At 62.7% G+C, this 15,288-nt stretch carries 16 protein-coding genes; 9 read left to right on the plus strand and 7 right to left on the minus strand.

Annotated elements, in window-relative coordinates; genetic code table 11:
* Positions 1-250: 250 nt before the first annotated feature.
* Positions 251-646, plus strand: coding sequence for a hypothetical protein (locus LHFGNBLO_RS24420; RefSeq protein WP_258601869.1), 396 nt, complete (start codon positions 251-253; stop codon positions 644-646).
* A 30-nt stretch (positions 647-676) separates the two neighbouring features.
* Here LHFGNBLO_RS24420 and LHFGNBLO_RS24425 read toward each other — a convergent pair whose 3' ends face one another.
* A complete protein-coding gene (locus tag LHFGNBLO_RS24425) occupies positions 677-1,387 on the minus strand; it encodes a DeoD-type purine-nucleoside phosphorylase (RefSeq protein WP_258601870.1) in 711 nt (236 codons plus the stop codon).
* Positions 1,388-1,643: 256 nt separating this feature from the next.
* Positions 1,644-4,217, minus strand: coding sequence for a cell cycle histidine kinase CckA (gene cckA / locus LHFGNBLO_RS24430; protein ID WP_258601871.1), 2,574 nt, complete (start codon positions 4,215-4,217; stop codon positions 1,644-1,646).
* 216 nt (positions 4,218-4,433) lie between these two features.
* Between cckA and LHFGNBLO_RS24435 the strand changes: the two genes are divergently transcribed.
* A complete protein-coding gene (locus LHFGNBLO_RS24435) occupies positions 4,434-5,141 on the plus strand; it encodes a flagellar biosynthetic protein FliO (RefSeq protein WP_258601872.1) in 708 nt (235 codons plus the stop codon).
* A 139-nt stretch (positions 5,142-5,280) separates the two neighbouring features.
* On the opposite strand, the gene dksA is transcribed toward LHFGNBLO_RS24435, so the two are convergent.
* The gene (gene dksA, locus LHFGNBLO_RS24440; protein ID WP_258601873.1) at positions 5,281-5,697 is read right to left on the minus strand and encodes an RNA polymerase-binding protein DksA; all 417 of its coding nucleotides are present in this window, start codon (positions 5,695-5,697) and stop codon (positions 5,281-5,283) included.
* Between the two features lie 262 nt (positions 5,698-5,959).
* On the opposite strand from dksA, the gene LHFGNBLO_RS24445 reads away from it, so the two are divergent.
* From LHFGNBLO_RS24445 to LHFGNBLO_RS24460, 4 genes are all read left to right on the plus strand, one after another.
* Complete coding sequence (locus LHFGNBLO_RS24445) at positions 5,960-6,463, plus strand: SixA phosphatase family protein (protein ID WP_258601874.1); 504 nt, start codon at positions 5,960-5,962, stop codon at positions 6,461-6,463.
* A gap of 64 nt (positions 6,464-6,527) precedes the next feature.
* On the plus strand, positions 6,528-8,006 hold the full coding sequence (locus LHFGNBLO_RS24450; RefSeq protein WP_258601875.1) for a YcjX family protein: 1,479 nt from the start codon (positions 6,528-6,530) through the stop codon (positions 8,004-8,006).
* Positions 8,003-9,097, plus strand: a complete 1,095-nt coding sequence (locus LHFGNBLO_RS24455; RefSeq protein WP_258601876.1) for a YcjF family protein — start codon at positions 8,003-8,005, stop codon at positions 9,095-9,097. The genes LHFGNBLO_RS24450 and LHFGNBLO_RS24455 overlap by 4 nt, the downstream gene beginning before the upstream one ends.
* An 89-nt stretch (positions 9,098-9,186) precedes the next feature.
* Positions 9,187-9,741 (plus strand): hypothetical protein, encoded by a 555-nt coding sequence (locus tag LHFGNBLO_RS24460; protein ID WP_258601877.1) that lies wholly within the window; start codon positions 9,187-9,189, stop codon positions 9,739-9,741.
* Between the two features lie 79 nt (positions 9,742-9,820).
* Here LHFGNBLO_RS24460 and LHFGNBLO_RS24465 read toward each other — a convergent pair whose 3' ends face one another.
* Positions 9,821-10,087, minus strand: a complete 267-nt coding sequence (locus LHFGNBLO_RS24465; RefSeq protein WP_258601878.1) for a hypothetical protein — start codon at positions 10,085-10,087, stop codon at positions 9,821-9,823.
* 245 nt (positions 10,088-10,332) lie between these two features.
* Here LHFGNBLO_RS24465 and LHFGNBLO_RS24470 point away from each other — a divergent pair, with 245 nt between their 5' ends.
* Together LHFGNBLO_RS24470 and LHFGNBLO_RS24475 are read left to right on the plus strand one after the other, a co-directional pair.
* Positions 10,333-12,174, plus strand: a complete 1,842-nt coding sequence (locus LHFGNBLO_RS24470; protein WP_258601879.1) for a monovalent cation:proton antiporter-2 (CPA2) family protein — start codon at positions 10,333-10,335, stop codon at positions 12,172-12,174.
* Positions 12,174-12,722, plus strand: coding sequence for a DUF924 family protein (locus tag LHFGNBLO_RS24475; protein ID WP_258601880.1), 549 nt, complete (start codon positions 12,174-12,176; stop codon positions 12,720-12,722). The genes LHFGNBLO_RS24470 and LHFGNBLO_RS24475 overlap by 1 nt, the downstream gene beginning before the upstream one ends.
* 24 nt (positions 12,723-12,746) lie before the next feature.
* On the opposite strand, the gene folK is transcribed toward LHFGNBLO_RS24475, so the two are convergent.
* From folK to folP, 3 genes are read right to left on the minus strand one after another with little or no spacing between them, the layout of a single operon-like run.
* Positions 12,747-13,259, minus strand: a complete 513-nt coding sequence (folK, locus tag LHFGNBLO_RS24480; RefSeq protein WP_258601881.1) for a 2-amino-4-hydroxy-6-hydroxymethyldihydropteridine diphosphokinase — start codon at positions 13,257-13,259, stop codon at positions 12,747-12,749.
* Positions 13,243-13,602 carry a dihydroneopterin aldolase gene (folB, locus tag LHFGNBLO_RS24485; RefSeq protein WP_258601882.1) on the minus strand — a complete coding sequence of 120 codons (360 nt, stop codon included), beginning with the start codon at positions 13,600-13,602 and terminating at the stop codon, positions 13,243-13,245. Before folB ends, folK begins: the two co-directional genes overlap by 17 nt.
* 3 nt (positions 13,603-13,605) lie before the next feature.
* On the minus strand, positions 13,606-14,457 hold the full coding sequence (gene folP / locus LHFGNBLO_RS24490; RefSeq protein WP_258601883.1) for a dihydropteroate synthase: 852 nt from the start codon (positions 14,455-14,457) through the stop codon (positions 13,606-13,608).
* A gap of 84 nt (positions 14,458-14,541) precedes the next feature.
* Here folP and LHFGNBLO_RS24495 point away from each other — a divergent pair, with 84 nt between their 5' ends.
* Entirely contained in the window at positions 14,542-15,159 is a 618-nt protein-coding gene (locus LHFGNBLO_RS24495) for a DUF922 domain-containing Zn-dependent protease (RefSeq protein WP_258601884.1), read from the plus strand.
* Positions 15,160-15,288 lie beyond the last annotated feature (129 nt).

Below are 15,288 nucleotides of genomic sequence, written 5' to 3' on the forward strand. Positions count from 1 at the left end.
GAGTTGCGTCGGGAACGCCAGGATAGTCCAATATTATCAGATGGTTATTATATTAGCCGCCAAAGATAGGTTGGCGACGAAAAGCGCTGGTTAAAATTTGATTGAGAAAAAATTACGCACTCCTGCCTAATTTTCACCCAAATACCACAATTGCCTAAATTTTGATCTGCCTTGCATCGGTGAATCGGTGACGGCACCCATTGCGGCCACGCGGGAAAATAGGGCAAATTCGACCCAAACGAGCGACGATATGGCACCGAGGTTTTCTTCCATTCTCAGCATTGTGCTTCTGCTTGCAGCCACCGGTGGAGCACGCGCCGACTTCACCGACGGCAAGCTGCCGGACGGGACCTATCATTGCGAAGTCTATTTGCTTGGCATGTTCCTCAGCCTTGGCGACATCACCATCAAGGGCAACGTCTACAGCGGGCCGGTGACGTTTGGGACCGCTCCGCAGGGCTACAACTACCAGATGGATGCAAATGGCGTCGTGACCTGGCTGGGGCCGCTGGGTGGCTACACCGCTGGCGGCAACAGCCTGTCGCTGACGCAGGCCACACTGGACGGCCAGACCAGCCCTTCCTTCGACATCATCATGAAGCAGCCCGACGGCGCCTTTACCGCGTCGACCTGCACGAAACGTTGATACGCATCGAGAAAGCGCGGAACAGGTCGCCTAGCCGTCGGCCGCAACATCGAGCGCCAGACGGGTCATATCGGTAAAAAGCGCCTGACGTTCGGAATACTCCGTTTGCTCGCCGGTCACGACATTGTCGACGACATTCAGGAGCGACAGGGCCCGGGCGCCGAACTGCGCCGAGATACGATAGAGCGCGCTGGTTTCCATATCCACCGCGAGCGCACCAAGCGCCTGCGCTTCGGCAAAGCGGGCGCGGCCCTCGGGATGATAGAATATGTCGCTGCTGACCGTCAGCCCGGCACGATGTTCGATGCCGAGTTCGGCGGCTCGCGCGAGCGCCTGGGCCAGCAGCTTGGGATCAGGCCCCGCGGCAGCGTCGTAGAGCCCAAACACCTGACCGCTCTGGGCGCTTTCAGCCCGCACCGATTGCGAGATGACAAGGCTGCGCAGTTTCACGCTGTCGGTCAAAGCGCCACAGGTGCCGGTGCGGATCAGCGTGGTGGCGCCGTAGTAATCCAGCAATTCATGCGCGTAGATCAGGAATGACGGGACGCCGATGCCCGTTGCCTGGATGCTGACAGGCTGTCCGCGAAACAGGCCGGTGAAGCCCAGCGCACCCCTTCGCTGGTTGACGCAACGCGGCGCCTCCAGGAAGGTCTTTGCCATCCATTCGGCGCGCTGTGGATCGCCCGGCAACAACACGGTTGCGGCATAGTCACCCTTGGCTGCCTCGTTGTGCGGCGTCACGGCATGCTCCCCAAAAGACCCGCCGCGTTTTAACACCGCAATCATGGCAAGCTCGCGTCGATGCGCAAGCGGCGATTGCGAAGCTCCAGTGGCCGGACCCCACTGAGATGGTCGGACGGTTCGCTCTCCGGCACCGCCCGTGTAAACGGCCCATCATGGGTGTCTGTGAGATCAATCACATTCAGGCGACGCGCTTTAGGTATTGCTTTGCGCGTGCCGTTGCCCCGAAACGCTTCGAACTTTTGGGCGGCACGCTTTAGGATTCCAGCACATCCTTGACGATCGTGGCCAATTGCTTGAGCGAAAACGGCTTTGGCAGGAAGCCAAACTGCGCGTCGGCCGGCAGGTTTCTGGCAAACGCGTCCTCGGCATAGCCGGAAACGAAGACGAACTTGATGTCGGGTTGGCGCTTGCGCAATTCGCCAAGCAGCGTCGGCCCATCCATTTCCGGCATCACCACGTCGGAAACGACGATGTCGACCTTGCCGCCGAGCGCTTCGAACACTTCAAGCGCCTCGACGCCCGAGGATGCTTCATGGACGGTGTAGCCGCGCGACGTCAGTGCCCGCATGCCGCCCATGCGCACGGCATCCTCATCCTCGACGAGCAGCACCGTGGCCGATCCCGACAAATCCTTGGCCGCGTCGGCGATTTTCGCGGGTGCCGCCGGCGCATCGCTGGGATCGCCGGCCTTCTTCGCTTCTGCAATGTGGCGCGGCAGGAAGATGCGGAAGGTGGATCCCTTGTCGACTTCGGAATCGCAGAAGATGAAGCCGCCGGTCTGCTTGATGATGCCGTAGACCATGGAAAGACCAAGGCCGGTGCCCTTGCCGACTTCCTTGGTGGTGAAGAAGGGCTCGAATATCTTCTTCAGCACATCGGGCGCGATGCCGCTGCCGGTATCCTCGACCTCGACCACCACATAGTCCGCCGGCACCAGTTCGCGGTAGGAAAAGGTCTTGCACTCGTCCGCCGTCACGTTGCGGGTGCGCACGGTGAGGTCGCCACCGGCCGGCATCGCATCGCGCGCGTTGACGGCCAGGTTGACCACCACCTGCTCGAACTGCCCGATATCGACCTTGACCGGCCACAGGTCGCGGCCATGATCGACCTTCAGCTTGATGTCGTTGCCGACCAGACGGGCAAGCAGCATCCTGAGATCGGCGAGCACGTCGGTCAGGTTGAGCACCTCCGGCCGCAACGTCTGCTTGCGCGAGAAAGCCAGCAGCTGCCGCACCAGCGAAGCCGCCCGGTTGGCATTCTGCTTGATGTTCATGATGTCCGGGAAGGACGGGTCCGACGGACGGTGATTGGTCAACAGCAGGTCCGACGCCATGATGATGGCGGTCAGCACGTTGTTGAAGTCATGCGCGATGCCGCCGGCAAGCTGGCCAACCGCCTGCATCTTCTGGCTCTGCGCCATCTGGCCCTCGAGCGCCTTCTGCTCGGTGGTTTCGACGGCGTAGACGATGGCCGACTCTTCGGCGCCCTCGCCCCCGGTGCCGTCGGCGACCGCATTGACGTAGAAGCGTATATGCCGATCCTCATTGCCGGGCAGCAAGGTGTCGATCGGCTCGATGTCGGCTTGCCGCTGCCGCGCCTTTTCGAAAGCCGCGGCAAAAGCCGGCCGGTCGCGCTCGTGGATCACCGTATCCAGCCGCACGCGGCGGTCGACCGCGTCGCCGTCGACGACGGAGGAAAACAGCGACAGGAAAGGCGCGTTGGTGCGCAGGATGCGCCCGCTCTTGTCGACGGCGGCAATCGCCATCGGCGTCGAATTGAAGAAGCGGGTGAAGCGAACCTCGGAGGCACGAAGATCGGCGGAAGCGTCCTCGCCCTGCGTGCGGTTGAGCACGATGGTGCGGGTCGGGCCGTTGACGCCTTCGCGGCTGGCCGAAACACGGTGCATGAAGCGCACCGGCAGCGCCTCGCCCTTCGTTGTCGTCAAATCGAGATCGATGACCGCATTGCGGGTGGTGCCGGGATCGGCCTTGACCGAGCGGACGAGGGCCATGCCGTCGCCGGCAACGATCTCCGGCAACGCGACGGCGCCGGGCGTGAAGCTGGCTAGGTCTATACCCAGCCACTCCGCAAGCGTGGCGTTGATATAGGTGACGCGGCCCTCCTGGTCGGCCGAAAAGAAGCCGGCCGGCGCATGGTCGAGATGATCGATGGCCTTTTGCAGATCAAGAAAGAAGCGCTCCTGCTCGGCCCGTTCCTGCGAGATGTCGGCAAGCTGCCAGGCAAGCAAAGGCAGACGTTGGCCGGGAACATTGAAAGCGCGAGCACGGGCGCGATACCAGCGCGCACCGGGTTCGGCGCCGGGTCGAATGGACTGCGCAAGCCGAAACTCGCCATCGCCCGGCTGGCCGTCGCGCAGGCCGGACGCCAGCCGGTATATGGTCACCGAGGCCTCGGGGACGTCCGACAGCAGCCCTTCGACCGTCTTGAGGTCCGTCGCCGACGCTGCACCGGTCATGTCGGCATAGGCCCGGTTGGCGTAGACGACACGGCCCTTGGTGTCGGTGACGAGCAGGCCCTGCGACATCGAATCGACGAAGGCTTTCGACAGTTCGTCGCTCGTCGAGCGCGGTGCGATCTGCACGAAACCGATCGCGGTGGCAAACAGGAAGCCGACCCCGATCATCGCCAGCACGCCAAGCATTCCCAGCAGGAAGGGATCGCCAAGACGTTCGCGGAAAAGGCCGAAAACGATCGCCGCCCCGGTCAGAACGACGATGAAGACGATGAGCCGGGTAACCGCACCGGGTCGTGTATTCTGGTCGACGATAGGTACCGGATAGAAATCGCCGCGCGTTTCCTTGGCCATGTGCCCCCTGCTCTTGAATTCCGGTGTTCCGGCGCGTGCCCGGTTGAATCACATTCTCAGTGCCCGGAAAAGGCCCCGGCGGCAAATGTCCGATAAAAATGACGCCATTCGGCTCATAGTGTTTCAAGCTGTTCACTAAGCGTGAAACGCAACTTGCGGTCGCCCTCCGCAACAGTCTAGTGTCGCGTCTCTTCTAAAGTCGATTTGGGGGCACCGATGCTGCAGTGGCTGGATAGCGTGGCGGGTCCTGGATATGCCGCGGCAATCCTGTGGACGTTTGCCGCGCTTGTCTTGCTGGTCATCGTCCTCGTAATCATCAAGCTTGTCCGCAATCTGACCTTCGGAACATTCGTCGCCGGCGGCAGAAACCGCAAGACGCGACTGGCCGTCATGGATGCCACCGCCGTCGACAGCCACCGCCGGCTGGTGCTGGTGCGTCGCGACGACATCGAACATTTGTTGCTGATCGGTGGCCCGACCGATGTCGTCGTCGAGCGCGACATCAGGCTGTCGGCGTCGCGCCGCCCGGCGCTGACCGGAGACGCCGGCCAGCAGCAGGCGCCGCGGCCGCGCGCGCCGCAAGCCGCTGCTGCAGCGCCGGTCAGGCAGGCGCAGCCACCGCATCCAGTGGCCCAGACCCCTGCTCGGCCTCGTCCGGCAACGCCGGCGCCAAAGCCGACCGTGCAAAGCTATCAGTCAACCAACGTTACCCCGCTGCCTGCCTATGGCTCCGCCAACGCCAATGCCGTTCGACATGCGCCGCCGCCGGCAAGACGCGATTCCATTGACGATGCGCTGATTCAGGAGCTTGAAGTTTCGCTCGACGATTCGAGCACCAACAAATCGGCAGCCAAGGCGCCGCCCTCTCTCGATGACGAGATGACGAAGCTTCTCGGCGAACTCTCCAGCCAGAAACGCAGCTAGAAAGCCTGTCGCGATCAGGCGTGAGCGGACAAACCAGGGAAAGCGCCGCCCAAACCCGCGCGGCTTGATAACAAAAATGGCCGGAAAACCGGCCATTTTCAAAACCAATGTCGCCAAGTCGTTTGCTGCAGGTCTCGACCTAGTCGTCGCGGTAGACTTTCTCGCGGCGCTCATGGCGCTCCTGCGCCTCGATCGACAAGGTCGCGATCGGACGCGCATCGAGCCGCTTCAGCGCGATCGGCTCGCCGGTTTCCTCGCAGTAGCCGTATGTGCCCTCATCGATGCGCTGCAGGGCGGAATCGATTTTTGAAATGAGTTTTCGCTGGCGGTCGCGGGCGCGAAGCTCGATGGCGCGGTCGGTTTCCGAGGAGGCGCGATCGGCGAGATCAGGATGGTTGGCGTTTTCCTGCTGCAGGATCTCGAGAGTTTCGCGCGCTTCGCGCAAGATGTCGGTCTTCCAAGTGACGAGCTTCAGGCGAAAGTAGGATTTCTGCCGTTCGTTCATGAACGGCTCGTCTTCGGAGGGTACGTAATCGGCGGCAACGATGGCGTTCATTCGACTCACCCAACAACCCCAAATTTTCGCCTATATATTCGCGGACCGAAGGCTGCACAAGCGCAATCGGCGACAGCTTCACGCAATTGTTAATGTCCGACGAATAGCCCTCGGCCGCACCCTTTGTTTGAAGGGCGCGAGCGAATTCGCGCATGATTTGTTATGCTTGAGCGAAAGCGGCCATTGTGCACAAGGCCTTTCTCGTGGCTAATCCCATAGCGTCTTTGACGGGTTTTCGATGCTTGGCACGAGCGAGGGATCGGTGAGCAGACTTTATCTGTTGAGGCATGCGAAGGCAGGATGGGCCCTGCCGGGCGTGCGCGATTTCGATCGTCCGCTCGATGCGTCCGGCCTCGCCGATGCCGAAGTGATGGGCGCGGCCATGCGGGTCCGCAACTACGTTCCCGACATCACGCTTTGCTCCAACGCCAAGCGGGCGCGCCAGACGCTGGAAGGCCTGGCCGGCCATACGGATACCGGCCGGGTGCTGTTTTTCGACACGCTCTACAGCGAAGATGCAGCCGGCTACCTCGCCATCATCCGCGGGAATGGCGGACCGGGTTCGCTGCTGGTCATCGGCCATAACCCGATGACGGAAGACCTGGCCATGGCGGTTTCGGGCGACGGCGAGGAGGCTGCCCGGGGAATGCTGAACCACGGTTTCCCCACCTCCGGGCTTGCGGTCGTGCGCTTCAACGGCAATCTTGCCGATGCCGCGCAAGGCACCGGCTATCTCGAAGCCTTCCTGACCCCCGCCGATCTCTGACGCCATTTCAAACCTGGCTGCCAGAGCCTATATCGGAGCCTACCGAGGCCCGAGAGAACAGATTTTGGCATCATCGCTGACCACTTTCACCGACGAAGCGAGAATTGCCCTGGACACGCTGTCAGGGCGCGCTGCCGGGCTTTTTTCTCCATCGCTGCGGCTGGGGGTTACCGGACTTTCCCGCGCGGGCAAGACGGTGTTCATCTCGGCCTTTGTCCACAATCTGATCCATGGCGGGCGCCTGCCGCTGTTCGAGGCGCAAAGGTCGGGACGCATCGCCCGGGCTTTCCTCGAAGAACAGCCGGACGACGCCGTTCCCCGCTTCCAATACGAGGATCACATCGCGGCCCTGGTCGACGACCGTGTCTGGCCGGATTCGACGCGGGCCATTTCCGAACTGCGGCTCACCATCGAATTCGAATCGGCCTCGGGCTGGAACCGCATGTTTTCGGCCGGCAAATTGTCGGTCGATATTGTCGACTATCCCGGCGAATGGCTGCTCGACCTGCCGCTGCTCGGCAAATCCTTCGCCGATTTTTCACGCGAGGCGTTCGAGATGGCGACGCTGCCGGTGCGTGCCGACCTTTCGCAGGCGTGGCGGGCGCTTTCCGCCACAATCGACCCGAATGCCGATGCCGACGAGATGACGGCGCGCCGCCTTGCCGAGAGCTTTGCGGCCTATCTCAAGGCCTGCAAGCTCGACGAACGGGCGCTTTCGACCTTGCCTCCCGGCCGCTTCCTGATGCCCGGCGACCTCGAAGGCTCGCCGGCGCTGACCTTCGCGCCCTTGCAAATCCAGAACGGTCGGCGGCCGCGTTCAGGATCGCTGCAGGCGATGATGGAACGGCGCTACGAGGCCTACAAGACGCATGTCGTAAAGCCGTTCTTCCGCGAGCACATCACCCGTCTCGACCGCCAGATCGTGCTGATCGACGCCATGCAGGCCTTGAACGCCGGTCCGGGCGCGATGGCCGACCTGGAGCGTGCGGTCACCGAAATCCTTTCCTGTTTCCGCCCCGGCCGTGGCGGCTTCCTCACCGACCTGTTTTCACGGCGCATCGACCGCATATTGGTGGCCGCGACCAAGGCGGACCATCTGCATCACGAAAGCCACGACCGGCTGCAAGCGATCGTCCGGCGGCTTGCCGACCGCGCCGTCGCGCGGGCGAATTTCACCGGCGCCGACGTCGATGTCGTTGCCCTGGCGGCGGTGCGCGCGACCCGGGAAGGCACGGTCAAACAAGGCCGCGAAACGCTGCCGGTGATCATCGGCACGCCGTTGAGCGGTGAAAGGATCAATGGCGAAAAATTTGATGGCAACACAGAAACAGCCATATTTCCCGGTGACTTACCGGAGAAAATTGATGCCGTGTTCGAAGTCTCTGGACCAGATCACCGGCAGAACAACGACGATCCGGCGATCCGCTTCGTGCGCTTTCGGCCGCCAAAACTCGAACGCACGGCTGAAGGCGTCACGCTGTCGCTGCCGCATATCAGGCTCGACCGTGCCCTGCAGTTCCTGATTGGAGATCATCTGGCATGACCGCGCCCCGCAGACCGGCGGCATTCCGGATCGAGCCGGAAACCGCGACCAAACAAGAGGCGGCAAGCCATCGCACGCAAGTCGAGGCTCCGTCGCCGCGAAAGCCGCGTAGCGCAAAGACCGATGTCGCCGTCGTCGTGCCGGCGGAGATCGACGTCTTCGACGAACCAGACATCGTCGCCGCCGAACCGCCGCCCGCCACTGCGCCGCGAAAGCGGTCACTGCTGGGCAGCATATTCTTCGGCGCATTCGGCGTCCTGGCTTCGCTGGCCGTCGGCCTGTGGACCGACCAGCTGATTCGGGACCTGTTCGCGCGTGCCGAGTGGCTGGGCTGGCTCGCCGCAGGAATGGCCGCTATCGCGTTGCTGGCGCTCGTGGTCATCCTTTTTCGCGAGTTTTTGGCGATCGCCCGCCTTGCCGAGGTCGAGAAACTCCAGAGGCGGGCGCTCGATACCGTCGCTCGCGACGACCCGAAGGCCGCGCGGGCCGTTGTGGACGAGCTTTCGGCTTTTGTCGCGGCAAAGCCCGAAACCGCGGCAGGCAGGCGTTCGCTGGCCGAATTGCGCGACGAGATCATCGACGGCGGCAATCTGGTGCGGCTGGCCGAGACCGAGATCCTCGGGCCTCTCGATATCCGCGCCAAGGTGATGATCCTTGAAGCGGCCAAGCGGGTTTCGCTGGTGACGGCGGTCAGCCCGCGCGCCATCGTCGATGTCGCCTATGTCGTCTTCGAAGCCGGCCGGCTGATTCGCCGGCTGTCGGAGCTATATGGCGGCCGGCCCGGCACGCTGGGATTCTTCCGGCTTGCGCGCAGCGTTCTCGCCCATCTGGCGGTAACCGGCTCGATCGCCGTCGGCGACAGTTTCGTGCAGCAGATCGTCGGCCACGGCCTCGCAGCCCGACTTTCGGCGAAGCTTGGCGAAGGCGTCGTCAACGGCATGATGACAGCGCGCATCGGCATAGCGGCGATGGAGACGGCGCGGCCCTTGCCCTTCATCGCTGGAAAGCGACCCGGCATGGGCGATTTCCTGTCGGCGCTGACATCGTTTGCAACAAAAAAGGAAAGTGAAAAACCGGCTCCCGGCAAGTGAACGCTTGCCCCCGGTCACCAAGCATTAACCAATCTTGTTCATGGTCGAAGGAGTTTCAAGCACAGTCTCTTTGTTGCCGGGTGTCGTCGATGAAAAGCGTAATTCTGTCCAGCGTCCTGCCGTTGACGGTCGCGATTGCAGCACCTTTGGGCCTGGCCGGAAAAGCGTCTGGAGCCGAACCCGACAAGCAGTTCTTTCGCACGGTCGAAGGCCAATGGGTCGGCCCGGGTGAAATCATCGCCGGCAAGTACAAGGGCACGAAATTCACCTGTAATTTCAATGGGACGACGCCTGGCGGCAAGCTCGGCATGATGCTCGACGGCGACTGCCGGGTCGGCGTCTTCACCCAGAAAATGTCGGCGACCATCGAATACAAGGGTCGCGGCGGCTACAAGGGCAGCTTCATGGGCGGTGCGGCCGGTTCCGGCCTCGACATCATCGGCGGCAATGTGGTCGATGCCCGCAAGGTCGTCTTCACCATCAACCGCAACCAGTTGCGCGGGGTGATGCAGGCCCGCATCCCCGACGACAATTCGATGACGGTGACGATTGCCGTGCGCGTCGAACAGCAACTGGTGCCGGTCATCGGCATGAGCCTGAAGCGCATCGACGCGGTCGAAGTCGGCTCCATCGCGCCAAACTGAGAACCCACCCTGAACGCAAAAAGAGGCGGCAGCCCAATGGCCACCGCCTCCTTTCAAAGCAACCAGATCAGCGCTTTGCTCAGCCCTTGATGGCGGCGAGCACGTCGTCATAGGCCTTGCAGGCCTCAGCCGCCGTCGTGGCCCCCGAATACTTGGTGGTTACCGCCTGGACCTTGGCCGTGAGATCGGCCGCCTTGGACGGATCCTTGGTGATCGCCTCCTGCAGGGCGGTCGTCACATCCTGAGCCTTCTTGGTTAGCATTTCAGCGGTGCACTCCGGCGCCTTCGAACAGGCCGAACCGGCAAGCGCCGCGATACCAACGGCAACAAGCAAAAACTTCTTCATGTCAGTCATCTCCTCAAAAGGGCAGCGACTTGATCGTCGCTTTCCCCCAATGGCCGAAGCCAAGCGTCCTTAGCGCTGCATTGTGGCAACACGCAACGCAACCGCTGTGTAAACTTGTGTAACGCGCCCGCAACATCGCCGGGCCTCGTTCCGGATTCGGGCTGTTCGATCCCGGTCGAAGCCCCTATCTTGGCCGCTCGCCCCCGCAATACATGCCGGGGTCTCAGTAGAGCGGAATGGCAGGCATGGCGGCAGAGGTATCGGGCAGCGATCTCATTCAGGTGGTGGCGCTGCTCGCTGCCGGCGTTGTCGCCGTACCGATCTTCAAACGCATGGGGCTGGGCTCCATCCTCGGCTACCTGGCGGCAGGCGTGGTCATCGGCCCGTTCGGCATCGGCGTGTTTTCCGAATCAGAAGCCATTCTCCATGTCGCCGAACTCGGCGTCGTCATGTTCCTGTTCATCATCGGACTGGAGATGCAGCCATCACGGCTTTGGGGCCTGCGCCGGGAAATCTTTGGTCTCGGCGCGCTGCAGGTCGGCGTTTGCGCGCTTTTGCTGACCGTTGTCGGACTGGCGGGCGGTTTTCCGATTGCGCAATCCTTCGTCGCCGGCGCCGGCTTCGTGCTGACGTCGACAGCGATCGTCATGCAGCTTCTGGAAGAACGCGGCGATATGGCCGCGCCCAAGGGCCAGCGCATCGTTTCCGTCCTGCTGCTCGAAGATCTGGCGATCGTGCCGCTGCTGGCGCTGATCGCATTCCTGGCGCCGGGCGGCGGCGATACGAGCCTGTCTGAACGGCTGACGGAGGTCGGCATCGGCCTTGCCGCGATCGTCGGGCTGGTGGTGGCCGGTCGCTATCTGCTCAACCCGTTCTTCCGCGTCCTGGCGGATGCCCGCGCCCGCGAGGTGATGACCGCAGCTGCCCTTCTGGTCGTGCTTGGATCGGCGCTCGCCATGCAGCTCTCCGGCCTGTCGATGGCGATGGGCGCCTTCCTGGCCGGCGTGCTGTTGTCGGAATCGACCTTTCGCCATCAGCTGGAGGCTGACATCGAGCCGTTCCGCGGCATCCTGCTCGGGCTGTTCTTCCTTGCTGTCGGCATGTCGCTCGACCTGCATGTCGTGGTTGAGAACTGGCGGCTGGTCGCCATCTACGTCATCGCCTACATGGTGATGAAGGCGATCGGCATCTACATCGTCGCCCGCCTGCTCAAGACCGGCCATCGGGAAGCGCTCGAGCGCGCCGTGTTCATGGCGCAAGGCGGCGAATTCGCCTTCGTTCTTTATTCAGCCGCTGCGGCGGTCGGCATCATCGACAGCCGGGCCAATGCGACCCTGACCGCGATCGTCATCATCTCGATGGTGCTGACGCCGCTGGCCATCATAGCACTGCGATACCTCACGCCGCGCGACGAGCAGTCGCTCGAAGGGGTCGACATCGCCGACGGCCTCACCGGCAGTGTTCTGGTCATCGGCTTTGGCCGTTTTGGTCAGATCGCCAGCCAGCCGCTGCTGCTGCGCGGCATCGATGTGTCGATCATCGACAATGATGTCGAAATGATCCAGGCGGCGGCCGATTTCGGCTTCAAGGTCTATTATGGCGACGGCACGCGGCTGGATATTCTGCGCGCCGCGGGTGCCGGCCGGGCGCGTGCGGTGCTGATCTGCGTAGACAAGCCCGATGCCGCCGTCCGTATCGCCGAACTCATCAAGGCCGAATTTCCGCTGCTGACGGTGCTGGCACGCGCCTTCGATCGCGGAACCGCGCTGCAACTCATTCGTGCCGGCGTCGAGTTCCAGCTGCGCGAAACCTTCGAATCGGCGCTTGTTTTCGGCGGCTCCACCCTGGAAGCACTGGGCGTCGACCCGGAGGATGTCGCCGAAGTGATCGAGGACGTCCGCCGCCGCGACGCGGCCCGTTTCGAGGAGCAGCTGGCCGAGGGTGTTCGCGCCGGCCGACGCTTCCTCAAAGGCAACATCAACACACCCATTCCGACGCCGCTTGCGCCGCCGCGGCGCCCGGGCCAGGCACTCAACGAAGAAACCGCCGGCGTGCTGCACAAATCCGAACCTGCAGGGGAAAGCTGATGACCGGGCTGGATGAACGCGCGCTCGCCGTGACCAAATTCTGGCGCGAGGCCGGAGAGGATGCGTGGTTCGAGAAGAACGACGCTTTCGACGCGGACTTCCGCGACCGGTTTCTCGACCTGCACTACGCCGCCGCGCGGCGCGAATGCGACGACTGGTCGAACCATGCCGAAGGTTCGCTCGCACTGATGATCCTGCTCGACCAGTTTCCGCGAAACTGTTTTCGCGGCACCGCCCACATGTACGCCACCGATCCGCTGGCAAGGCATTTTGCCGCAAAAGCGATCGCCGCCGGCCACGACCTGTTGCTCGACGAGGACCTTCGCTTTTTTCTCTATCTGCCGTTCGAGCATTCGGAGTTTCTCGCCGACCAGCTCAAATCGATGGAGCTAACCGCCGCCAAGGCCGAAGCCTATCTGAAATATGCCGTCGAGCACCGCGACATCATCCAGCGCTTCGGCCGCTTTCCGCATCGAAACAGGATGCTCGGCCGCGAGACAACGCCGGAGGAAAGGACTTTTCTCGACGAGGGTGGATTTTCCGGCTGAGCATCCAACGCCGCAGTGTGGCTGTCAGGCCTGCCACCAGTCCCGGCCTGACGGCAATCGCTCTATGCCTGAGGTGTCGACGGCGACCAGCCGCTCCGACACGCTCCTGCCGCCAACGGCAAGGTCCGGCGCGATTTCGGCCAGCGGCGCCAGGACGAAGGCACGCTCCAGCATCCTGGGATGCGGCACCTCCAGCCCTGTCTCGTGGATGATCCGGTCACCGAACACCAGGATGTCGATGTCGATCAGGCGTGGCCCCCAGCGCTCCTCGCGCACCCGCTTCAGTCTGCGTTCGGCGTCGAGGCAGAGGTCGAGCAATGGCCGCGGTGCAAGTGCCGTCGAAATTTCAGCGGCGGCATTGAGAAAATCCGGCTGGTCGAGCTTGCCCCAGGGCGGCGTGCGGTAGAGCGAGGACACGGCAACGACGCGCGTGTTCTCGTCGGCGTCCAGAATGCGCAGCGCCGCAGCCATCGACTTTGCCGGATCGCCGAGATTGCCACCAAGGCTGAGAAAGACCGTGTTATTCGGGCCAGACAACGGTCACCTCGACATAATCGAGCACACCCGGCACCGGCGCGTTCGGCTTGCGCACGGTGATCTCGGCCTTTCTGATCTGCGGGAACCGCGCCGTCAGTGCCCGCGCCACTTCCAACGCCAGCGCCTCGATCAAAAAGCGCCGATGCCCGGTGATGATCTTTTCGATCACCGCGAAGGCGATGCCGTAGTTGACGGTGTCGTCGATGGAATCATCGACCAGCGCGCGGCCGGGGTCGACGGTGAGGGCCGCATCGACATAAAAACGCTGGCCGAGTGTCTCCTCCTCATCCAGCACGCCATGCCGGGCAAAGAAGGCGCAGTTCTTCATGCGGATGACATACATCGCTCAGCGTCCTGCCCAGTCCGTTTCACGCGCCAGCATAGCATCGGCAAGGGCGAGCGCATCCACGTTGATTGCGACATCGTGGACGCGAAACAGATGTGCGCCTTTGAGCCTCAAGATGACGCTGGTGGCCGCGGTTCCGGCGCCCCTGGCCGCGGCATCGCGACCGGTGACAGTACCGATGAAGCGCTTTCTCGATGTCCCGACCATCAGCGGAAAGCCCAGTGCATTGAGTTCGGAAAACCGTGCCATCAGGTCGAGGTTTTCTTCCGCCGTCTCCTTGGCAAAGCCGAAGCCTGCATCGAGCACGATATGGTCGTCGCCAACGCCGCTGCGACGCGCGATCTCCAGGGATTTCCCGAGAAAGAAAAACTGGTCGGCGATGACGTCGGCCAGTTTCTCGCGATCCCGTCCTGTATGCATGATGACCAGCCCGGCGCCGGTCTCGGCCGCGACGCGGGCAATGCCCTGTTCGCGCTGCAAGCCCCAGACATCATTGACGATATGCGCGCCGGCGGCGACGGCAAGCCGGGCGGTGTCCGCACGATAGGTGTCGACCGAGATCAAGGCTTCGCCAAGTCCGGCGAGCGCTTCGATGACCGGCAAAATGCGGGCCTGCTCTTCCTCGGCGGTCACTGGAGATGCACCTGGCCGTGTCGATTCTCCCCCGACGTCGATGACAGAAGCCCCCTCCTCCGCCATACGGCGCGCCTGAACCAATGCCTGTTCAGGGCCAACGAACAGACCGCCGTCGGAAAAACTGTCCGGCGTGACATTGAGGATGCCGACGACGATCGCCTTGCCGCCAAGGTCGAGATGGCGTCCATGCGCCAGCTGCCATCGCCTTGTCGTCATTGTCCATCAACCATGTGCGATCTGCCGCAGATCAATTCCGTTGCGCCGGGAACGGCCGTAAAGCAAGGTGTCTGAAGAGGCAACATGATGAACCGAGTCCTGCTTTGCGCACTGATGCTCGCTTTGACCGCCTTGCCGGCGGGTGCAGCCAGTCTGGTGAAGACGTACAGCTATTTCGCCATCGGTGGCAGGACGCTCGAGGATATCGAGAGCCAGCTGTCGAAACACGGACCCCAGGTGAAAAGCACCGGGACGAGGCATCCGGGCGCCACCCAAATGGCGTTCACCACCCGTATCAGCTACGCGGAACAATCGGATACCTGCCGGATCGCCGACGCCATCGTCACCGTCAAGGTCAAGGTGATCCTTCCCGAGTGGCGCCGTCCGCGCAAGGCCGATGCGGATGTGAAGCTGTTCTGGGAAACGTTGTCCGCCGACATCAAGCGCCACGAGGAGCGTCATGTCGAGATCGCCAAGAACCATGCCCGCGACCTCGAGGACGCCTTGAGGGCGACCTATCCCCAGAAGACCTGCCAGGCGGCCAAGGCGAAGGCCGCCGAGATCACCGCGGCAATCCTGGCCAGGCACGACCGGGCCCAAGTGCAATTCGATCGCGTCGAAAGCGTCAATTTCGAAAGCCGAATCCTGCGGTTGCTGCGCTACCGCATCGAGCGCATCGAGAATGGGCGGCTGCCGGGCTAAGCATGATCCCGAAAAGTGGGAACCGGTTTTCGGAAAAAGATCATGCTCGAAGAAGAAGATAGAGCCCCATCCCGATTCCATCGGGATGGAACAGGCTAGAGCGATCCAGGCGGTAACGATTTAGGCACT

The organism is Mesorhizobium sp. AR10, assembly GCF_024746795.1.
Classification (GTDB): Bacteria; Pseudomonadota; Alphaproteobacteria; order Rhizobiales; family Rhizobiaceae; genus Mesorhizobium.